Below are 23097 nucleotides of genomic sequence, written 5' to 3'. Positions count from 1 at the left end.
CGCCCGTTGTCACGCGTCGCCCGCCCCTTGTCACGCTTCGCCGAACTCGGCGTCGATCATCTGGAGGACCTCGTCCATGGAGCTGGCCGCCTCGATGCGCTCGGCGGTGCTCTCCTCTTCCCCGTGCTCCCCGTGGTCGCTGACGGCGGAGAGCATGCGGCGCAACTGGTCGGCCACCTGCCGCCGTTCGTTGTCCGCGATCGCGGCGAGCATGTCTTCCAGCTTCTTCAGTTCCTTTTCGATGAGTGGTTCGGTGCCGACGCCCCCGAGCTGGGAGAGGAGCAGGCGCGCGATCTCCGCGGGCGTGGGATGGTCGAACACGAGCGTCGCGGGCAGCCGCATACCGGTGGCCTGCGTGAGCCGGTTGCGCAGTTCGACGGCGCCGAGCGAGTCGAAGCCCATCTCCTGGAAGGCGCGGTCGGGTTCGATGGCCGCCGCCGACGCATGGCCGAGTACGGCGGCCACGTGGGCGCGGACCGTGTCCAGCACGATCTGCTCCCGGTCGGCCGCGTCGACTCCGGCCAGCTGGTCGCGGAGAGAGACCGTCGGGGCGGCCGCGCGCCGGGCCGCGACGGGCGCGAGCCCGCGCAGGACGGCCGCGATCGATCCGGTCCTGGCCTGGGCGCGCAGGACGGCCATGTCGAGCCGGACCGGCGCAAGGAGCGCCGCGTCCGAAGCGAGCGCCTGGTCGAACAGAGCGAGCCCCTGCTCCTCCGTCAACGCCTTGGAACCCAACCGCTCCAGGCGGGCCAGTTCGGCCTCACCCAGCTGGGCACCCATGCCGGAGGCGCTCGACCACAGCCCCCACGCGAGGGAGGTGGCAGGCAGCCCCGCAGCACGACGGGAGGCGGCCAGCGCGTCCAGCGCCGCGTTCGCGGCGGCGTAATTGCCCTGCCCAGGACTACCGATCAAAGCGGCAACCGACGAGAAGAGCACAAACGCCGACAGGTCCATGCGGGAGGTCAGCTCGTGCAGGTGCCACGCCGCATCCACCTTCGGCCGCATCACCCGCTCGACCTGCTCGGCCGACAACGACTCGATGACACCGTCATCCAGCACACCAGCCGCATGCACCACACCCGTCAACGGCCGCGCCAGCGACGCGAGCACTGCCGAAAGCTGCTCGCGATCGGATACGTCACACGCGGCGACCTGGGCGTCACAGCCCAGCCCCGCCAGCTCCGCCACCAACTCGGCCGCGCCCTCAGCCGCCAGACCCCGCCTGCTCAGCAGCAACAGATGACGCACACCATGCACAGAGGCCAGATGCCGCGCGAACACCGCACCCAGGCCACCCGTACCACCCGTGACCAGAACCGTCCCGTCCGCGTCACCGAGAGCGGGCGCCGCGCTGACCGTCGTACCGACACGTGCGAGCCTCGGCGTCAGCAACTGGCGCTGCCGGGCGGCGAGTTGTGGCTCATCCGTGTCGAGGACCGCACCCCAGTCGGGCTCGTCGCCGCCGTCTTCGAGGTCGACCAGGAGGAACCGGTCGGGGTGCTCGGACTGGGCGCTGCGCAGCAGACCCCACACCGCCGCCTGGGCGACATCGGGAGCCTCGCCCTTCGTGGACACCGCGTTCCGCGTCACCAGCACGAGCCGGGACTCCGCCGGTGCCGTCTCACTGGCCAGCCACTTCTGTACGAGTTCCAGCGCGCCGCCGACAGCCGACCGGGCAGCCCCGGCCACGTCAACGACCGTGGCACCGGCCGGGGTACCGACCTCGGCCAGCACCGCGTCGGGCGCGGCCGCACCGTTCGACAGGGCCTTCTCCAGCGCCTCCAGATCGGCGAACCGCTCGATCGCCCCACCGTCCGAGCCGGCCGTGCCGATCGCGGCGAGCGCGACGGCCCGTGGCGCGGCGGCCTGCGCGGGCACCCAGTCCAGCGCGTAGAGGTCGCGTTCGCCGTCGCCCCGTGCCGCTTCCAGGTGCGCTTCCTCCACCGGGCGGACGTCGAGTCGCCGCAGGCAGGCCACGGGCAGCCCGTCCTCGCCCGCGATGTCGAGCCGCAGCGACATCGGGTCCGGCAGCGTGATCCGCACCCGGAGCCGGGTGAGGCCGAAGCGCTGCAACTGGACGCCGGACCATGAGAACGGCAGGCCGCTGGGGTTGTTCTCCCCCATGTCGAGCATGCCGAGCCCGCCGTGCAGGGCGGAGTCGAACATCGCCGGATGGATGGCGAACCCGTCGGCCGGCCCGGCCGCCTCGGGCAGCGCCAACTCGACGAGGACCTCGTCGTCCCGGCGCCAGGCGGCCTGCACGGCACGGAAGGCCGGGCCGTAGTCGAAGCCCACATCGGTGAGGTGGGCGTTCCGGTTGAGCAGCGTGTACAGCTCGGAGACGGCGAGCGGCTCGGCGTCCGCGGGCGGCCAGGCGACCGGCAGCGGCTCCAGGGGCTCGGCCTTGGCGGAGAGCCAGCCGCGCGCGTGGCAGGTCAGCTCGGTGGCCACGTCCTCGCCCGCCTCGACCCGGGAGAAGATCGCGATCTCGCGGCGCCCGTCCTCGCCGGGCACGCCGACGGTGACCCGGATCTGCCGCGTCACGTCGTCCTCCAGCACCAGAGGCGCGGCGATGATCATCTCGTCCACGACGTCACAGCCGAGCCGCCTGCCGATGGTCAACGCCATCTCGCACATCGCGGTACCGGGCACGAGCACGATGCCGAACACCATGTGGTCGCGCGTCCACGGCTGCGTCTCCTGCGACAGGCTGCCGGTGAAGAGCCACTCGTCGCGGTCACCGACCTGCACGGCCGCGGCGAGAATCGGGTGCCGCATCCGGTCCATCCCGGCGGCGGAGGCGTCCCCGGAGCCGGGCTTGCGAGAGAGCCAGTAGGTCTCACGCTGGAAGGCGTAGGTGGGAAGCTCGACGCGCTGAGCGCCTGTACCGGCGTAGAAGGCGTCCCAGTCGATACGTATGCCTGCCGTGTGGGCGCGGCCGACGAAGGCGGCGAAGGTCTCGCGCTCGCCGCGCTTGGCCCGCAGCGCGGGGATGAAGGCGGCCTCGGAGTCTTCCACGCACTGGCGGGCCATTGCCGACAGGACCGCGTCGGGGCCCAGCTCCAGGAAGCGGCGGACGCCCGACTCCCACAGGGTGTGGATGCCGTCGGCGAAGCGCACGGCCTGGCGTACGTGCTTCACCCAGTACTCGGCGTCGAAAGCGGTGACCAGTTCACCGGTGACGTTGGAGACGATCGGGATACGGGGCTCCGCGAACGTCAGCCTCTCCGTGACCGCGCGGAACTCGGCGAGCATCGGCTCCATCCGCGCCGAGTGGAAGGCGTGCGAGACCCGGAGCCGGGTCGTCTTACGGCCCTCCCACAGCGGCAGCCACTCCTCGACCGCGTCCGCGTCACCGGAGACCACGACCGCACGCGGCCCGTTCACCGCAGCGATATCGAGACGACCCTCGAACCCGGCCAGCGACTCCGCGACCTCGGCCTCCTCGGCCTGCACCGCGACCATCGCCCCACCCGCAGGCAGCGCGCCCATCAACCGGCCACGGGCGACAGCGAGTTCGCAGGCGTCAGCAAGGGAGAGAACCCCTGATACGTGCGCGGCAGCGATCTCGCCGACCGAGTGCCCGATAAGGAAGTCCGCCCGAACCCCCAGCGACTCCACGAGCCGGAACAGCGCCACCTCAACAGCGAACAACGCGACCTGCGTGAACTCCGTGGAGTTCAGCACGTCACCGTCCTCCGCCAGCAGCTCCCGCAGCGACCGACCCAACCTCGGATCAGCCTCCGCACACACCTCACTCAACGCCTGCTCGAAAACGGGGAACCCTGAAGCCAGCTCCAGGCCCATCCCGGCCCGCTGAGACCCCTGCCCCGTGAACAAGAACGCCGACTTACCACCGACAGCCGACTCGCCGCCCGACACCTCACCCAACCGCGCCAGCAACTCAGCACGATCCGAGGCAACCACCACAGCCCGCCGGTCCAGCAACGCCCTCGACGTCACCAGCGAATACGCCGTGTCCGTCACCGCCAGCTCAGGCCGCGCCGCCACATGCTCACGCAACCGCTCCACCTGCGCCCGCAACGCCGCATCCGTCCGCCCGGACAACACCATCGGCACCGGGGCCACGGGTACAACCCGCTCCACCGCCACCGGCGCTTCCTCGGCCGGCGCCTCCTCGACGATGATGTGCGCGTTCGTCCCGCTCACGCCGAACGACGACACACCCGCCCGACGCGGACGCCCATCAACCGCCCAGTCCTGGGCCTCCGTCAGCAGCCGCACCTCACCCGAGTCCCAATCCACATGCGGAGACGGCTCATTCGCGTGCAAGGTCGGCGGCAGCACACCGTGCCGCATCGCCATCACCATCTTGATGACGCCCGCCACGCCCGCCGCAGCGGACGTGTGACCGATGTTCGACTTGATCGAGCCGAGCCACAGCGGATCGCCGTCCCGCTCCTGCCCATACGTGGCAAGCAGCGCCTGCGCCTCGATCGGGTCACCCAGCTTCGTACCCGTGCCATGACCCTCGACCGCGTCCACAGCGGACGCCGCGAGACCGGCGCTCGCGAGCGCCTGCCGGATCACGCGCTCCTGGGAAGGGCCGTTCGGCGCGGTCAGGCCGTTGCTCGCACCGTCCTGGTTTACAGCGGTGCCACGGACCAGACCGAGGATCCTGTGCCCGTTGCGCTTCGCGTCGGACAGCCGCTCCACCACGAGCGCGCCGACACCGTCGGAGAACCCGGTTCCGTCGGCGGACGCCGAGTAGGCCTTGCAGCGGCCGTCCGGCGACACGGCCCGCTGGCGGCTGAACTCGGTGAGGAGGTACGGGCCCGCCAGCAGGGTCACACCGCCGACCAGCGCCAGCGAACACTCGCCGGACCGCAGCGCCTGGGAGGCCAGGTGCAGGGCGACGGCGGAGGACGAGCAGGCCGTGTCCACGGAGAGCGCGGGGCCCTCAAGGCCCAGCGTGTACGCGATACGGCCGGACACGACGCTCGTCGTGGTGCCGGTCAGGCGGTAGCCCTCCAGCTCGGCGGAGGCCATGCCGCCGTAGTCGGTGGTCACCACACCGGCGAACACGCCGGTGTCGCTGCCCCGCAGTGTCGTCGGGTCGATGCCCGCGTCCTCGAAGGCCTCCCACGACGCCTCTAGCAGCAGCCGCTGCTGCGGGTCCATGGCCACGGCCTCACGCGGGCTGATGCCGAAGAACTCGGCGTCGAACTCCCCGATCCGCTCCAGGAAGGCGCCACCCCGAGTGTTGATCTTCCCGGGCTTGTCCGGGTCGGGGTCGTAGATGTTCGGGTCCCAGCCACGGTCGGTGGGCAGACCTCCCACCGCGTCACGGCCGGCGGCCACCAGCTTCCACAACTCCTCCGGGGAGGTCACCCCGCCGGGGTAGCGGCAGCTCATGCCGACGATCGCGAGGGGCTCGTCCGGCTCGCCCCGCTTCGCACGGGCGACGGGCTTCCTCGGCGCTGCCACCGCGCCACCGATCTCGGAGAGCAGCAGCTTCGCGACGGCGTCCGGGGTGGGGTGGTCGAAGACGAGGGTGGCGGGCAGCCGTACGCCCGTGTTCTGGGTGAGCCGGTTGCGCAGCTCGACCGCGCTGAGCGAGTCGAACCCGAGGTCCTTGAAGGCGCGTTCGGTGTCGATCGCCGCCGCGGAGGCGTGACCGAGTACCGCTGCGACCTGCTCCCGCACCGCGTCCAGGACGATCCGTTCCCGGTCGGCCTCCGTGGTGCCCGCCAGGCGCTGGGCGAGCGAACCGCCGGTCTCCGCGCGCCGGGCGGGGGCGGGAGCCAGACCGCGCAGCAGCGCGGGCAGCAGACCGGCCCTGGCCTGGGCGCGCAGCGCGGCCGGGTCGAGCTGTACGGGCGCCAGGAGGGCACGGTCCGCGCCGAGCGCCAGGTCGAACAGTTCGAGTCCGCGCTCCTTGGACAGCGCGCCCACACCGGTGCGCTCCAGGCGGGCGAGATCGGCCTCGGCGAGCTGGTCCGCCATACCGCCGGCGTCGCCCCACAGCCCCCAGGCGAGGGAGGTGGCGGGCAGTCCCGCAGCACGACGGGAGGCGGCCAGCGCATCCAACGCCGCGTTCGCCGCCGCGTAATTTCCCTGCCCAGGGCTGCCGATCAAAGCGGCCACCGACGAGAACAGCACGAACGCCGAAAGCTCCGCCCCCGCCGTCAGCTCATGCAGATGCCAAGCCGCATCCACCTTCGGCCGCATCACCCGCTCGACCTGCTCGGCCGACAACGACTCGATGACACCGTCATCCAGCACACCAGCCGCATGCACCACACCCGTCAACGGCCGCTCCGCCAAAGCCAGCGCCGCAGCCAACTGCTCCCGATCGGATACGTCACACGCGGCAACCTGGGCCTGGCACCCCAGCCCCGCCAGCTCCGCCACCAACTCGGCCGCGCCCTCAGCCTCCAGACCACGCCTGCTCAACAGCAGCAAATGACGGACACCATGCACGGAAGCCAAATGCCGCGCGAACACCGCACCCAGGCCACCCGTACCACCCGTGACCAGCACCGTCCCGTCCGCGTCGAACTCGGTCACCGCCTGCCCGGCGTCCGCCCGGGCCAGCCGGGGCGCCAGGACACGGCCGCCTCGTACGGCGAGTTGCGGCTCGTCGAGTTCCGTCAGACCGCCCCAGTGCAGCCCTTCGACGACATCGTCGTCGTCGAGGTCGACCAGGAGGAACCGCCCCGGATGCTCGGTCTGCGCACTGCGCAGCAGACCCCACACCGCCGCCTGGGCGGCATCAGAGGCATCAGCGCCCTCGCCGTCCACGGCGACCGCGCCTCGGGTCGTGATCACCAGCCGGGACTCGGCGAGCCCCTCACCGGCGGCCAGCCAGCGCCGCGCCAGCGCGAGTGCCTGGGCGGCCGTGGCGTGCACCGAGGCGGGGGCGGACCCACCGGTGGTGGGAACGGCGGCGAGCACCGCTCGTGGCGCCGGTTCACCCCCGGCGAGTGACTGCTCCAGTGCGTCCAGGTCCGGGTAGGTCTCCCCCGCGCCGATTCGTACGACATCCGCGTCCCGCGCGTCGACGGCCGTACCCGTACCGGTCTCGATCGGCGTCCAGTCCACCGCGTACAGGGACTGCCGCGCGTCGCCGCGCGCGCCGTCGATGCGCTCCTGCTCCACGGGGCGCACCACGAGGGAACCCACGGACACCACCGGGTTCCCGTCCTCGTCGACGGCGTCCAGCCGCAGCGAGGTGTCACCGGTCATGGTCGAGCGGACCCGCAGCCGGGAGACACCGGCGCGGTCGAGCCGTACCCCGCTCCAGCTGAACGGCATGAGGTGCGCCGCCGCACCCTCCCCGGTGAGCAGCACCACGCCGCTCTGCAGCGCGGAGTCGAAGAGCGCGGGGTGGATGCCGAAGCCCTCGTGCCCCTCGGGCAGGGTCACCTCGGCGTACGTCTCGTCGCCGTCGCGCCACATGGCCTCGACGCCGTGGAAGAGGGGGCCGTAGTCGTAGCCGAGGTCGGCGAGGCGGCCGTAGAGGTCGTCGACGGGCACCTGTTCGGCGTCCCGCGGCGGCCACTGCTCCGACCAGGCCGCAGCGGGCGCGCTGTCGGGGCCGAGGGTGCCCCGGCCGTGGCAGGTGCTCTCGGTCTCCCCGGTGGCGTGCTCGGGCCGTGAGTAGACGGCGAGCTCGCGTCGGCCGTCCGGCTCCGCCGCCCCGACGGTGATCTGGAGCTGGCGGGTGACGCCGTCCTGAATGAGCAGCGGCGATTCGAGGACCAGCTCGTCGAGTACGGGGCTGCCGACGTGGCGTCCGGCCGTGAGGGCCAGCTCCACAAGCCCGGTGCCGGGCACGACCATGGTGCCGAGCAACAGGTGCTCCGCCACCCAGGGCTGCGTCTCGGCCGAGACGAGCCCGGTCAGGATCCACTCGTCGCGGTCGCCGATCTGGACGGCGGCCGCCAGGAGCGGATGGTCGACGGCGGTGAGCCCGGCGGCCGCGACATCCCCGGCACCGGTGCCGGGCGTCAGCCAGAAACGCTCACGCTGGAAGGCGTACGTGGGAAGCTCGACGCGCTGAGCGCCCGTACCGGTGTAGAAGGCGTCCCAGTCCACCCGTATGCCTGCCGTGTGGGCGCGGCCGACGAAGGCGGCGAAGGTCTCGCGCTCGCCGCGCTTGGCCCGCAGCGCGGGGATGAAGGCGGCCTCGGAGTCTTCCACGCACTGGCGGGCCATCGCGGACAAGACCGCGTCGGGGCCCAGCTCCAGGAAGCGGCGGACGCCCGACTCCCACAGGGTGTGGATGCCATCAGCGAAGCGCACCGCCTGGCGTACGTGCTTCACCCAGTACTCAGCATCGAAGACGGTGACCAACTCACCGGTGACGTTCGAGACGATCGGGATACGAGGCTCCGCGAACGTCAGCCCCTCCGCAACCGCACGGAACTCGGCCAGCATCGGCTCCATCCGCGCCGAATGGAAGGCGTGCGAAACCCGAAGCCGGGTCGTCTTACGCCCCTCCCACAGCAGCAGCCACTCCTCCACCGCGTCCGCGTCACCGGAAACCACGACCGCACGCGGCCCATTCACCGCAGCGATATCGAGACGCCCCTCGAACCCGGCCAGCGACTCCGCGACCTCAGCCTCCTCGGCCTGCACCGCGACCATCGCCCCACCCGCAGGCAACGCACCCATCAACCGCCCACGAGCAACCGCCAGTTCGCAGGCGTCGGCAAGGGAGAGAACCCCTGATACATGCGCGGCAGCGATCTCGCCGACCGAGTGACCGATCAGGAAGTCCGCCCGAACCCCCAGCGACTCCACGAGCCGGAACAGGGCGACCTCTACAGCGAACAACGCGACCTGCGTGAACTCCGTCGAGTCCAGCACGTCACCCTCAGCCGCCAGCAGCTCCCGCAACGACCGACCCAACCTCGGATCAGCCTCCGCACACACCTCACTCAACGCCTGCTCGAAAACGGGGAACCCTGAAGCCAGCTCCAGGCCCATCCCGGCCCGCTGAGACCCCTGCCCCGTAAACAAGAACGCCGACTTGCCCGAGACGCCAGCCTCCGCCGACACCTCACCCAACCGCGCCAGCAACTCAGCACGATCCGAGGCAACCACCACAGCCCGGCGATCCAGCAACGCCCTCGACGTCACCGACGAGAGAGCAACATCCGCGACCGAGGCACCCGCATCAGCGGACACCCGCTCACGCAACCGCTCCACCTGCGCCCGCAGCGCCGCATCCGTCCGCCCGGACAACACCACCGGCACCGGGCCCGCGGGCCGGGGCGCCTCGACAGGCTCGGCCTCGGCCGGCTCGGCGGCCGGCGCCTCCTCCAGGATCACGTGCGCGTTCGTCCCGCTCACGCCGAACGACGACACACCCGCCCGACGCGGACGGTCCCCGCCCCTCCACTCCCGCGCCTCGGTCAGCAGCTCGACGCGGCCCGACTCCCAGTTCACGTGCGGTGACTGCTCGTCCGCGTGCAGCGTCTGCGGCAGCACACCGTGCCGCATCGCCATCACCATCTTGATCACACCAGCCACACCCGCCGCAGCCGACGTATGACCGATGTTCGACTTGATGGAGCCCAGCCACAGCGGATCGCCGTCCCGCTCCTGGCCATACGTGGCAAGCAGCGCCTGCGCCTCGATCGGGTCGCCAAGCTTCGTACCCGTGCCGTGGCCCTCGACCGCGTCCACCTCAAGGGGACTCAGCCCGGCGCTCTCCAGCGCCTGCCGGATCACCCTCTCCTGTGCCGGGCCGCTCGGCGCGGTCAGGCCGTTGCTCGCGCCGTCCTGGTTGACGGCGGAGCCACGGATCAGGCCGAGGATCCTGCGGCCGTTGCGCTTCGCGTCGGACAGGCGCTCCAGGACCACCATGCCGACGCCGTCGGAGAAGCCGGTGCCGTCCGCCGACGCCGAGTACGCCTTGCACCGGCCGTCGCGGGCCAGGCCCCGCTGGCGGCTGAACTCGACGAAGAGGAAGGGGCCCGCGAGCACGGTGACGCCACCGGCCAGCGCCAGCGAGCACTCGCCGGACCGCAGCGCGTTCGCCGCCAGGTGCAGGGCGACGAGGGACGCGGAGCAGGCGGTGTCGATGGTGACCGCCGGGCCCTCCAGACCCAGGCTGTAGGCGACTCGGCCCGACATCACGCTGCTCTGGGTGCCGGTCACCCGGAACCCTTCCAGCTCGGGCAGTGTCGACGGGCCGTAGTCGGAGGAGACCGTCCCTGCGTACACGCCGGTGTCGCTGCCGCGCAGGGTCGTCGGGTCGATGCCCGCGTCCTCGAAGGCCTCCCAGGCCGTCTCCAGCGTCAGCCGCTGGGTCGGGTCCATGGCGGTCGCCTCGCGCGGGCTGATCCCGAAGAAGTCGGCGTCGAAGGAGGTGACGGTGTCGATGAAGCCGCCCTCGGTCGCGTACGCGGTGCCGGGCTGCTCCGGGTCCGGGTCGTAGAGCCCCTCCAGGTCCCAGCCCCGGTCGGTCGGGAACGGGCCCATGCCGTCGCGGCCCGCCGCGACCAGCTCCCACAGCTCCTCGGGCGAGTTGGCGCCGCCCGGGTACCGGCAGCTCATGCCGACGATCGCGATCGGCTCGACGTCGCGCTGCTCCAGCTCGCGCACCCGGCGGTTGGCGGTGCGCAGTTCGCCGGTCACGCGCATCAGGTACTGACGGAGCTTCTGCTCGTCGCTCGTCAATCCGGCCCGGCCGTCCTCAGTCTTCCCGGTCATGCGGATCCGAGCTCCTTGTCGATCATGTCGAACATCTCGCTGTTGGAGACGAAGTCGAGGGATTCTTCGAGGTTGTCTTCGGTGTCGTCCTGGTCGGTGTCCGTCGCGCTCAGCAGCGTGAGCAGGCGGTTGCTGAGCGAACGCATACGGGATTCCGCACCGCCCAGCTGTTGCGCGTCGCCCGCCACGGCGATCAGGAGCGCCTCAAGGCGTTGCAGCTCCCCTTCGAGGGGCGAGGGGCCGGGCCCCGCGGCCGTTCCGCCGACCTCGGCGAGGATCATCCGGGCGACCTCGACCGGGGTGGGATGGTCGAACACCAGCGTCGCGGGCAGCCGCATCCCGGCGACCTGGCTGAGCCGGTTGCGCAACTCGACTGCGGCCAGGGAGTCGAAGCCCAGGTCCTTGAAGGCGCGCTCGGCGTCGACGGCGTCCGCGGAAGCGTGGCCGAGGATGGACGCGACCTGGTTGCGCACCAGGTCGAGGACGACCTGCTCGCGGTCGGCCTCGGCCACACCGGTGAGCAGCCGCTCCAGCGACCGGGCGTTGTCGGCGCGGCGCGCGGGGGTGCGCACCAGGCCGCGCAGCAGGGCGGGCAGCATGCCGGACCTGGCCTGCTCGCGCAGTGCGCCGAGGTCGAGGCGGACCGGGGCGAGCAGGGCGGCTTCGGAGTTCAGCGCCTGGTCGAACAGTTCCAGGCCGAGGCCGCTGGAGATCGCGCCGATGCCGGTGCGCTCCATGCGGGCGAGGTCCGCCTCGTCCAGCTCGCCGGTCATGCCCGTGGAGTCGGACCACAGGCCCCACGCCAGGGAGAGGGTGGGCAGGCCCGCCGCCCGGCGCAGCGCGGCGAGCGCGTCGACCGCGGAGTTGGCGGCGGCATAGTTGGCCTGGCCCGCGTTGCCGAGCAGGCCCGCGGCGGAGGAGAACAGCACGAACGCCGACAGGTCCATGCGGGAGGTCAGCTCGTGCAGGTGCCACGCGGCGTCCAGCTTGGGCCGCATGACGTGTCGTATCTGCTCGGGAGAGAGCGACTCGATGACGCTGTCGGCGAGCACGCCGGCCGTGTGGATGACGGCGGTGAGCGGGCGTTCGACGGAGTCGAGCAGGGTGGCGACCTGCTCCCGGTCGGCCACGTCGCAGGCGGCGACCCGGGCCTGTGCGCCGAGCGCCTCCAGTTCGGCGACCAGTTCGGCGGCGCCGTCGGCGGCGGGGCCGCGCCGGCTGACCAAGAGCAGGTGCCGTACGCCGTGCCGGTTGACGAGGTGCTTGGCGAACAGGGCGCCGAGGCCGCCGGTGCCGCCGGTGATCAGTACGGTGCGCTCGGGGTCCAGCGGCGCGGGCACGGTCAGCACGACCTTGCCGACGTTGCGGCCCTCGCGCAGGTAGCGGAAGGCCTCCGCGCCCCGGCGTACGTCCCAGGCGCGGATCGGTGACGGGGTCAGGGTGCCGCGCTCGAACAGGCCGGCTATCTCGACCAGCATCTCCTGGATGCGGTCCGGGCCCGCCTCCAACAGGTCGTACGAGCGGTAGCGCACCCCCTCGCGCTGGCGGGCGACGGCCTCCGGGTCGCGGATGTCGGTCTTGCCCATCTCGATGAAGCGTCCGCCGCGCGGCAGCAGTTCGAACGAGGCGTCGACGAACTCACCGGCCAGGGAGTTCAGCACGACGTCCACGCCGGTCTTGCCGGTGGCCTCGTGCAGGGCGTCGCGGAACCCGAGGTCGCGGGAGGAGGCGATGCGCTCGGCGGGCACGCCGAGCGCGCGCACGGCGTCCCACTTGGCCGGGCTCGCCGTGGCGAAGATCTCCGCGCCGAAGTGCTCGGCGAGTTGCACGGCGGCCATGCCGACGCCTCCGGCGGCCGCGTGCACGAGCAGTTTCTCGCCCGCCTTGAGGTCGGCGAGGTCGACCAGGCCGTAGTAGGCGGTCAGGTAGACGACGGGGATCGCGGCCGCCTCGGCGAACGTGAGCTGCTCCGGCATGCGTGCGACGGTCTTGCGGTCGGCGACGGCGACGGGGCCGAAGGCGTCCATCACCAGGCCGAACACCCGGTCGCCGGGCTTGAGGTCGGTCACGGCGGAGCCGACCTCGATGACGACACCGGCCGCCTCGCTGCCCAGCGGCGCGTCACCCGGGTACATGCCGAGGGCGATCAGCACGTCGCGGAAGTTGAGCCCCGCGGCGCGCACGGCGACGCGGACCTCGCCGACGCCCAGCGCGCGGGCACCGTCCGAGGGGACGATGGCGAGGTCCTCCAGGGAGCCCTTGCGGGTGCTCGACAGGCGCCACGCGTCGCCGGAAGGACCCGCGGTCGCGCGGGCCAGGCGGGGCGCGAGGAGCGCTCCGCCGCGCACCGCGAGCTGCGGCTCGTCCAGGCCGGTCAGGGACGTCCAGTCGGGCTGGGCTCCACCGTCCGTGTCGACCAGGACGAAGCGGCCCGGGTGCTCGGTCTGGGCGCTGCGGAGCAGGCCCCAGGCGGGTGCCTGCGCGAGGTCGACGGAGTCGGCGGCGGCGGCGACCGCGTTGCGGGTCACCACGACCAGGCGGGCCTCGCCCAGCCACTCGCTGGCCAGCCACCGCTGGGCCAGGGCGAGAGTGCTCTCGGCGACCGCGCTCGCGGCGCGGGCGGGGTCCTCGTCGGCCGGGGTCTCGATCGCGGCGAGGACCAGGTCGACGTCCAGGGCCCCTTCGGCGCGCGCGGTCTCCAGGGCGGACAGGTCGGCGTAGCGCTCGCCCGGCGCGTCCAGGTCGCCGATGACCGCGATGCGGGCCTGCCCCGGCGTTCCGGTGACCGGCGTCCACTCCAGCTGGAACAGGGTGTTCTGGCCGCCGCCCGCGGCCGCGAACCGGGCAGGGTCCACGGGGCGTACGGCGAGGCTGTCGACGGCGACGACGAGGTCGCCGTTCTCGTCGACGACGTCGATGCGGAAGGCGGACTCGCCCGCGGGGGCGATGCGCACCCGCGCCACGGCGGGCGTCGCGCTGCCGCACCGGACCCCGGACCAGGAGAAGGGCAGGTCGGGTGCGGTGCCGGGCTCCTTGTCCACCATGGTGGCGTGCAGCGCGGAGTCGAACAGCGCCGGGTGGACGGCGAATCCGTCGACGGCGGTGCCCTCGGGCAGGGCCACCTCGGCGTATATCTCGGAGCCGCTGCGCCACACCGTCTGCGCGCCCTGGAAGAGGGGGCCGTAGTCGAGCCCGATGTCGGCGAGGCGCTCGTACAGGGCGTCGACGGAGGTCTCGGTGCCCGCGACCGGCGGCCAGTGGGCGGGGAACGGCGTGAGGGGCTCCGCCTCGGGCGCCAGGCGGCCTCGGGCGTGCCGGACGACCTGCCGGGCCTCGTCCTGTCCGGTCCCGGCCCCGGCCTGGGGGTCGGTGCCGGTCTCGGAGAGGGAGTGGACGACGATCTCGCGGCGGCCGTCCTCGTCGGGCGGGCCGACGGTGACCTTGAGGTGCCGGGCGCTGTCCTCGTCGAGGGTGAGCGGGGCCTCCAGGATCAGTTCGTCGAGGAGGTCGCAGCCGATGTGCCGGGCGGCGGCGAGGACGAGTTCGACGAGCGCGGCGCCGGGCACGACGACCGCGCCGAGTACGACGTGGTCGCGTACCCAGGGCTGGGTGTCGGTGGAGATGCGGCCGGTGAAGACCCACTCGTCGCGGTCGCCGACCTGTACGGCCGCGGCCAGGATCGGGTGCCGAGTCCGCTCCAGGCCCGCCGCGGTGAGGTCACCGCCGCGCAGCGAGGGCGTCAGCCAGAACCGCTCGCGCTGGAAGGCGTACGTGGGCAGGTCCACGCGCTTGGCCCCGGCGCCCGCGTAGACGGCGTCCCAGTCGACCTTGACGCCGACGGTGTGCGCCTCGCCGAGCGAGAGCAGGAAGCGGCCGAGACCGCCTTCGTCGCGCCGCAGGGATCCGACGACGCCCACGCGCTGGTCGGTGCCGTGCGCGGCCTCAAGGGTCTCCGAGACCGCCATCGTCAGTACGGGGTGCGGGGAGACCTCGACGAAGCAGCCCATGCCCTTCTCGGTGAGGGCGCGGATGGCGGGTTCGAACCCGACGGGGCTGCGCAGGTTGGTGTACCAGTACCCGGCATCCATGCCCGCGGTGTCGACAAAGCCACCCGTGACCGTGGAGTAGAACGGCACCCGCCCACTCACCGGCCTCACCGGCGCCAACGCCGCCAGCAACTCCCCCTCGATGGCCTCCACCTGCGCCGAATGCGAGGCATAGTCCACCTTCACCCGACGCGCACGAACACCCTCACCCTCACAACGCGCCAACACCTCATCCAACGCACCCGGCTCACCCGCCACCACCACAGCAGCCGGACCATTCACCGCCGCCACCGACACACGACCCGCGAACGGAGCGATCAACTCCTCGACCCGCTCCACCGGCAACGCCACCGACATCATCCCGCCAAGCCCGGCAAGACGATCCCGCACCAGCACACTGCGCACCGCCACAACCCGCGCCGCATCCCGCAACGACAACCCACCCGCCACATACGCGGCAGCGATCTCACCCTGCGAATGCCCCACCACCGCCGACGGCTCCACACCATACGAACGCCACAGCGCCGCCAGACTCACCATCACCGCGAACAGAGCAGGCTGCACCACATCGACGCGGTCCAGCGTCGGCGCCCCCGGGGCGCTCCGCAGGACATCCACCAGGTCCCAGTCCACGAACTCCGCCAGCGCCTCAGCACACTTACCGATCTCCGCCGCGAACACCGGGGAGGAATCAAGGAGATCGACCGCCATGCCCAGCCACTGGGCACCCTGCCCCGGAAAGACGAACACCGGCTTGACGACCGATCCGGTGACCTGGCCCTCCGCCACGTTCGCCGCGGGCTCGGCCGAGCTGAGGTCGCTCAGGCCGGTCAGCAGGGCGCCCCGGTCGGGGGCGAGGATGACGGCACGGCGTTCGAGGTGGGCGCGTGCGGTCGCCTGGGAGAACCCGATGTCCAGGTGGTCCAGTTCGGGCCGGGCGATCATGTGGGCCCGCAGGCGGTCGGCCTGCTCGCGCAGGGACGCCTCGCCGCGCGCGGAGAGCGGCACGAGCACGGGCCCGCGGAGGGCGGCCGGGTGCGCGCCGCTCGGCTCGTGCGCCTCGTCCGCCGGGGCCGCGCTCTCGCGCGGTGCCTCTTCCAGGATGACGTGGGCGTTCGTACCGCTCACGCCGAAGGACGAGACACCGGCGCGGCGGGCGCGCTCACCGGCGGGCCACCGCTTGGCCTCGGTCAGCAGGGCGACCTCGCCGGACTCCCAGTCCACGTGCGGGGACGGCGCGTCCACGTGCAGGGTCGGCGGCAGCGTCTCGTGCCGCATCGCCATCACCATCTTGATCACACCGGCGACACCGGCGGCCGCCTGGGTGTGACCGAAGTTCGACTTGATCGAGCCGAGCCACAGCGGGCCGTTCTCGCGGTTCTGGCCGTACGTCGCAAGGAGCGCCTCCGCCTCGATCGGGTCGCCGAGCGGCGTGCCCGTGCCGTGGCCCTCCACGGCGTCCACATCGGCCGGGGAGAGCGCGGAGTTGGCGAGCGCCTGGCGGATCACCCGCTCCTGGGAGGGGCCGTTCGGCGCGGTCAGACCGTTGCTCGCACCGTCCTGGTTGACGGCGGAGCCCCGGATCAGGCCGAGGATCCTGCGGCCGTTGCGCTTCGCGTCGGAGAGCCGCTCCAGCACGAGCAGGCCCATGCCCTCGGCCCATCCGACACCGTCCGCCGCCGCCGCGTACGCCTTGCAGCGGCCGTCCGGCGACAGCGCGCGCTGCCGACTGAACTCCACGAAGGCGCTGGGCCGCGCCAGCGTCGTCGCTCCGCCGACCAGGGCGAGCGAACACTCCTTGGAGCGCAGGGACTTGCCCGCCAGGTCGATCGCCACGAGGGAGGAGGAGCACACCGTGTCCACGGTGACCGCGGGGCCCTCCAGACCGAGGGTGTAGCTGATGCGGCCCGACGCCACGCTGGGCGACGACGCGATGGAGAGGTAGCCCTCGATGTCCGGGCGCTGTTCGCTCTGGCTCGCGACGAACTGGTAGTCGGAGAACATGAGCCCGCAGAAGACGCCGGTGTCGCTGCCCTTGAGGCCGGTGGGGTTGATCCCCGCGTCCTCGAAGGCTTCCCACGCCCCTTCGAGGAGCAGTCGCTGCTGGGGGTCCATGGCGAGCGCCTCGCGCGGGCTGATCCCGAAGAACTCCGCGTCGAAGTCGGCCATGCCGTCGAGGAATCCGCCGTGGCGCGTGTAGGCGGTACCCGCGTGGTCGGGGTCCGGGTCGTAGAGGTTGTCCAGGTCCCAGCCGCGGTCGCCCGGGAACTCCGAGATGCCCATGCGCCCTTCGGCGACCAGGGACCACAGGTCCTCCGGCGAGGCGATGCCTCCCGGGAATCGGCAGCTCATGCCCACGATCGCCAGCGGCTCACCCGCCTGGTCGAGCAACTGCTGGTTCTGCCGCCGCAGACGCTCGGTTTCCTTCAGCGACTTGCGCAGGGCGCCGACGACGTCGTGCTTCTCGAGGGCCATGCTTGATTCCCCACCTTCGGGTTTATGCCGGCAACCATGTGGTCGACCTGCTAGATCCGGCGGTGGTCCCGCCGGATACAGCCACGCGGAAGCTTTTTCCCGGCCGGTGCTGCCAGGCGATGTCAAAGGGGGCGGCGCCGCCCGTCACCGCGGCACAACAGTGCCGGTGACGGGCGGGACCGCCCCCTTCCGCGGGCGCGCCGAGGTGGGCGGACTACCGCCGGACGCACCTCGTGACGCTGGTCACGTCCGCGCTTCGCGGGCGCTCTCGGCCGACTTGGCGATGGCGGCGGTGAGCCGGTCGCCGTTGTCGGTGAAGAAGAAGTGCCCGCCCTCGTGGACCTCGAAGGTGAACTCCCCGCTGGTGCTCAGCGCCCACTGGGCCGCCTCGTCCTGGGTCACCTTGGGGTCCGACCTGCCGATGTGCACGTGGATCGGCGCGGAGATCCGCATCTCCGGCGGGCAGGCGTAGGTCTCCGCCAGCCGGTAGTCCGCCCGCATCGAGGGCAGGAAGAGGTCGAGGATCTCCTTGTCCCGCAGGAAATCGTGGGCCATGCCGCCGAGCAGCGCCATCTCCTCGATGAAGGCGTCATCGCCCTTGAGGTGCGTCTGCTGGTCCTTGAGCAGCATCGGGGCCACCCGGCCGCAGGCGAACAGGGCGAGCGGCGCCCGGCCCCTGGCCTCCAGCCGGTGGGCCACCTCGAAGGCGACCAGCGCGCCCATGCTGTTGCCCAGCAGGATGACGGGCAGATCGTCCCAGTCGCCCAGGACGTCGGCGATCTCGTCGGCCAGCTCCCCGATGCTGTCGCGGAACGGCTCGTGCCTGCGGTCCTGCCGGCCCGGGTACTGGACCCCGTAGACGTCCAACTCGCCGAATCCGCGGGCGAACTGGAAGTAGAAGTTCGCCGAACCTCCGGCGTGCGGGAAGCAGATCACCCTGGCCCTGGGAGCGTCCGCGGCCCCCGACTCGGCAGCATTCCCGGCGCTCAACTTACGTATCCAAAGATCGAAATCTTCAGCGGTAGCCATGCCACACCTTCCCCGTCACTCCCCGTAACTCCCTGTCGATCTCACACTGTCCTCCCGCCGGGCTGTCTCACACGGCGCCGTCGACCTTCTGCGGGACGGCGCCCTCGACCTCCTCCTGCGGCTCGCGCGGCGGGAAGCGGAGGAACATCAGGCAGGTGAGGGCGCCGAGCACCAGGAAGACGGCGGGCAGCAGGGTCGTCTCGCTCAGGGCCGAGCTGTACTGCTCGTGGAGCGCGCCCGGGATCTCGGTGACGCCGCCCTCGACGTGCCCTCCGCCGCCCCCGCCGACGGCCGGCAGGTGCGCCTCGAGCCGGTTGGCGAAGAGCGCGCCGACCGCGGCGCTGCCGAGCACGGCGCCCATCTGCCGGTTCGTGTTGTAGATGCCCGAGCCCGCGCCCGACTGGTGCACGGGGAGGTTGCGGGTGGCGATGACGCCCAGCGGGCCCCACACCATGCCGTTGGCGACGCCGGTCACCGCGGCCGTCGCCGAGAACAGCCACAGCGAGGAGTCCGGATCGGTCAGCATGCTGTAGCTGACGATGGTGAGGGCGAAGAGCACGAAGCCGATGGTGGTGAAGGTGCGCGGATGCGCCTTGTCGGACATCTTGCCGACGACCGGCGAGCAGATGGCGGTCATGACGGCCAGCGGCGCGAAGATCAGGGCCGACTCCGTCGAGGAGAGGCCCCGGACGCCCTGGAGGAAGAAGTACGAGGGCACGGTCATCGCGGTCACCGCGGCGCTCATGGCGGCGATGCCCACGTTCGCCAGCGCGAAGTTGCGGTCACGGAACAGGCTGAGCAGCAGCAGGGGTTCGCCCTTGCTGAACGCCTGCGTCACCACGAAGAGCGCGAGCACACCGATGCCCGCGGCCATCATCAGCCAGATACCGGCCGACCAGTCCTCGTTGTTGCCTTCTTGAAGGCTGTAGACCAGCAGGAACATGCCCGCACAGGACAGCACGATGCCGACCGGGTCGAACTTCTGGTGCTGGGTCTCCAGCGCCGGAACCAGCTTCCACGCCAGAACGAAGCCGATGACACCGATCGGGACGTTGATCAGGAAGATCCACTCCCAGCCCGCGGTGTCCATCAGGAAGCCGCCGACGATCGGACCCAGCAGCACGGAGACACCGACGGCGGCGCCCCACGTCCCCATGGCGGCACCGCGCTTGTCCGCGGGGAAGATCTTGGTGATCACCGCCATGGTCTGGGGCGTCATCAGCGCGGCCCCGAAGCCCTGCACGGCACGGGCCGTGATCAGCGTCTCGATGTTCCCGGAGACGCCGCACCACAGCGACGCGAGCGTGAAGACCGACAGGCCGACGAGGTAGACGTTCTTGGGGCCGAAGCGGTCGCCGAGGCGGCCGGTGAACAGCAGCGGCGCCGCGTAGGCGAGCAGGTAGGCGCTGGTCACCCAGATCACTTCGGAGACGCTGGCCTTCAGGCCCTCCATGATCACGGGGTTGCCGACCGCCACCACGGTCATGTCGAGCGAGATGAGGGAGAATCCGACGAGCAGCGCGCCTAACGCCGACCACGGATTACGTTGAACGGTCACGGGATTCCTTCCGCCGATTGCCCCGTGGGACCACCACGCGCCCCTCGAGAGGGGCTCCGCGCCCCTGTGCCACGAGCCCACAGATCCCGCGTCGCGCGCTCTGGATACACCCGCGCCGAAAATTTCTCGCGACTGCGGCGCACATCACACCCACCGGCCCCGCCTTCGGTGTTCGGCCCGATCCCCCGCCGGGAAGTGGGAAGTTGGATCGCCCCCGACCGCTCGAAGCCCGCCCCGTATAGTCGTCGGTCAGTACTGGCAGCCGCGCTCAGACCCCGCTCGCCCACTCCGGCCGGAGGTTCCCGTGACCACCCCGCCCTCGCCACCGCCCGCCTCGGATCAGGTGCATGCCGGCCAGACCATCTACCGGCCGTGGACGCTGCCCCTGTACGACCTCATGGCCTTCAAGATCAACTGCAAGTTCCTCTTCCGGGTCCCGGTCTCCGAAGTGGTCGCCATGTTCGACCGCAACATCTCCCCGGACCACCTGGACGTCGGCGTGGGCACCGGCTACTTCCTCGACAACTGCCGCACCGCGCCACGGCAGGCCATCACGCTGGCCGATCTCAACGAGCACTCGCTGCGCCACGCGGCCCGCCGCCTGGCCCGCTTCGACGTCAGGACGGTCCGGGCCAACGCCCTGGAACCGCTCCCGCTCCCCGAGGCGGCCTTCGGCTCGGCGTCCCTGAACTTCCTGCTGCACTGCGTGCCGGGCACCATCCGCGAGAAGGCGAAGGTGCTGGACAACATCGCGGCCTGCGTACGGCCGGGCGGGCGCCTCTTCGGCGCCACCGTGCTCGCCCGGGGCGTACCGGTGGGTCCGGCCGCCCGGGTCGGCTTCTCGGTGTGGAACCGGCGCGGGTACCTGAACAACTCCGGGGACAGCCTGGAGGATCTGCGCGCGGAGCTGGCCGCCCGGTTCCCCGTCCACAAGGTCTCCGTCCACGGCTGCACGGCCCTCTTCGAGGCCGAGGTGCCCTGACCCCGGTCCGACCCCACAAGTTCTGAAAGCAGCCTTGCGGAGTTCACCCGCCGCGCCCAAGGATGTGGCCGGAAAGCGGTAGCCCCGCAAACCAAATGCCCGCTTGGTATCGCGGTTTGCGGGACACTCCTTTACTCTTCATCTAGTTAAGGGGTGAACTAGATGTTGGAGGTGACCGGGGTGCACAACGCCGACGAAGACGCTGGCAGCGCGGCGCTGAACAGGCTCTCGGCAGCCCTCGGGACGCCCGCGCAGGAGGCGGCCGAGAACGCCAAGGCACTGTTTCCCTTTATCGCATTGGCGGCCGCGATGGACGACGACGCGTTGGACGGCGCTGTCCTGGACGGCGAGTTCCTGGACAACGACGCGCTGGAGTACGAGGCGCTGGGACGCGACGCGATGGAACCCGACGCTCTGGACTACAACGCGTTGGGATACGAGGAGTCGTCGCTCGCCACGCTGGAGGGCCGGCCCGCCGGCTCAGCAGGACGGTACTCGGCTCCCCCTGGTTGCTGACCCCAGTTCGGAGCCGTTCTCCTCGGCGAAGGTCCGCAGGCCCATCTTCTTGATGGAGTCGAAGAGTTCTCTGGCCTGTTCGGAACGGCCCTCCTCACACTCCAGCGCGCGCTGCAGATGCTTCAGACAGCGCCCCCGCATGGGACCGATGGAGCCACGCGCCAACCCCAGCGTCGCGCTCACCTCGTCGTACGACATCGGCGGCTCGGCCACCAACAGACCCAGCAGCGCCTGGCACTTGGGCGACAGCGAGCAGTAGGCGAGGAGCACCTCGTCACGGGTCTCGCGGTCAAGTGCCGTCTCTTCCGGCTGGTTCGACGACGGCTGGGGCCGGTCGAACACCTCCGGGTCCTCGATCGGCGTGCTCCGGCCGGACTTCTGGATGTGCTTGAGGCTCTCTCGGCGGGCGGAGACGGAGATCCAGTGGGCCAGCTTCTCAGGATCCCTGAGCTTCCCCAGATGCTGGATGACCCGCATCCAGGTGGTCTGGCTGACGTCCTGACAGTCGGCTGTGGACAGCCTGTGCCCGCGGGCTATGGCCCATATCAGAGGTGTATAGCGGTCGACGATCCGGTTCCAGCTCTCCTGGCTCCCCCCCAGGCATTCGTCCACCAGTTCGTGCAGAGCAAGACCTTCCATGCTTCCCCCGTCGCTCTCACTTAGAGATAGAGGCTCAAAACCACCGCCCCTATCGCTACAGGATGCAACTATACGGCGGCCCCAAGGCGCAGTGTCAACGCTTACTTAAACGGTGCCCTATGGGGAGAGTCCGGGAAGTAGGCCCTCAACTCAGGCCAAAGGGCACGGAGTTGGATCATCCCGGACGCCCTGCGAAAGGCACTCAACCGGTTACCCCCGCCATCGAGGACGGCCCCGCGGGACGCCGAAACACAGGACGCGCCTGATGAGACCATTGGCGGCCATTATTGACGAAGCAGTCAACGCCTACTTTCGCACCGCCCGCCCCCATCCCCCCGACACCGGCCCGACGCCACATCAACCCCTCTGAACTGCTCAGTAGCCGACGTGTGGAGTCGGCCACACGAGCCGCCCCCACGCAACGGCGCCGCCGGCCGACCAAGGCTGTTACACACTTGCACCAATCAGCCGGGCTCCGGAAACGGACGAGAGCTGAAATGGCAAGGGGCCGACTCCCGAAAGAGCCGACCCCAATTTGACCGGATGTTTACCAGGCCGCCGACGTGGTGCTGATCCATCCGCTCACACGTTGAACCGGAATCTGTAGTACAGAGCTCCCACCTGCGGAAACGCGGGTTCTGCAGGGGTCATCCCAGCACCATCCCAGCACGGGCGTTCAATCCCAGCACCATGCAGACGGGCCGGCTCTCGTGCTCCTAAGCAGCTCGGTTACCGGCGCTCCAGTTCGCCTCCTCGGACGGAAGGGACGTCGCACCCGGTGATGCGGGCCGAATGGCGCGCTGCAGGACTTCCCGGCAGCGGTCCCACGCGCTGGGCAGCAGACGCCCGTAGATCACTTTGCATGGTGTCCAGGTCGACCAGGCCGACCGACACCCATGCCGACCTCTGTGGCCCGACTTCGAGGGCCAACCAGTAGGGCATAGCGCCGAACTTTCAGCTCGCTGACCGTGGCGGAGGACGCGATGACCAGATGCACGACTAGCCACCGGCGGTCAACGCTCTCCGTTACTGCACTTCACGAACCGCCAGCGTCGCACTTTTGATCAACAGGTTGCACGGTGCTCGCACGTACCCGAGAATGACCACTCGAACTGCTACATCATCGGGAGATTCTCGTGGCATCCGTCGCGCTGGTTCACTCCACC

The 23097-nt window shown here is 71.0% G+C and carries 7 protein-coding genes; 2 read left to right on the top strand and 5 right to left on the bottom strand.

Features of this window, described 5'->3' with window-relative positions:
• Nucleotides 1–30: 30 nt before the first annotated feature.
• From DMA15_RS37585 to DMA15_RS23850, 4 genes are all read right to left on the bottom strand, one after another.
• Nucleotides 31–10686 (bottom strand): type I polyketide synthase, encoded by a 10656-nt coding sequence (locus DMA15_RS37585; RefSeq protein ID WP_125514815.1) that lies wholly within the window; start codon nucleotides 10684–10686, stop codon nucleotides 31–33.
• Entirely contained in the window at nucleotides 10683–17207 is a 6525-nt protein-coding gene (locus DMA15_RS23860) for a type I polyketide synthase (protein ID WP_125514814.1), read from the bottom strand. Before DMA15_RS23860 ends, DMA15_RS37585 begins: the two co-directional genes overlap by 4 nt.
• A gap of 243 nt (nucleotides 17208–17450) precedes the next feature.
• Nucleotides 17451–18197: an alpha/beta fold hydrolase gene (locus DMA15_RS23855; protein ID WP_164551810.1), complete on the bottom strand. Its 747-nt coding sequence runs from the start codon at nucleotides 18195–18197 to the stop codon at nucleotides 17451–17453.
• 106 nt (nucleotides 18198–18303) lie between these two features.
• Nucleotides 18304–19794 (bottom strand): DHA2 family efflux MFS transporter permease subunit, encoded by a 1491-nt coding sequence (locus DMA15_RS23850; protein ID WP_125514812.1) that lies wholly within the window; start codon nucleotides 19792–19794, stop codon nucleotides 18304–18306.
• A gap of 304 nt (nucleotides 19795–20098) precedes the next feature.
• Between DMA15_RS23850 and DMA15_RS23845 the strand changes: the two genes are divergently transcribed.
• On the top strand, nucleotides 20099–20776 hold the full coding sequence (locus tag DMA15_RS23845) for a class I SAM-dependent methyltransferase (RefSeq protein WP_125514811.1): 678 nt from the start codon (nucleotides 20099–20101) through the stop codon (nucleotides 20774–20776).
• 162 nt (nucleotides 20777–20938) lie between these two features.
• Complete coding sequence (locus DMA15_RS23840) at nucleotides 20939–21292, top strand: hypothetical protein (RefSeq protein WP_125514810.1); 354 nt, start codon at nucleotides 20939–20941, stop codon at nucleotides 21290–21292.
• Here the strand turns inward: DMA15_RS23840 and DMA15_RS23835 are convergent.
• Nucleotides 21257–21931 carry a sigma-70 family RNA polymerase sigma factor gene (locus DMA15_RS23835; protein WP_240659909.1) on the bottom strand — a complete coding sequence of 225 codons (675 nt, stop codon included), beginning with the start codon at nucleotides 21929–21931 and terminating at the stop codon, nucleotides 21257–21259. The two genes, DMA15_RS23840 and DMA15_RS23835, sit on opposite strands and share 36 nt — an antisense overlap.
• Nucleotides 21932–23097 lie beyond the last annotated feature (1166 nt).

Origin of the sequence: Streptomyces sp. WAC 01529 (genome assembly GCF_003945545.1) — a bacterium.
Classification (GTDB): domain Bacteria; phylum Actinomycetota; class Actinomycetes; order Streptomycetales; family Streptomycetaceae; genus Streptomyces; species Streptomyces anatolicus.
This window is presented reverse-complemented; position numbering and strand designations above follow the sequence as displayed.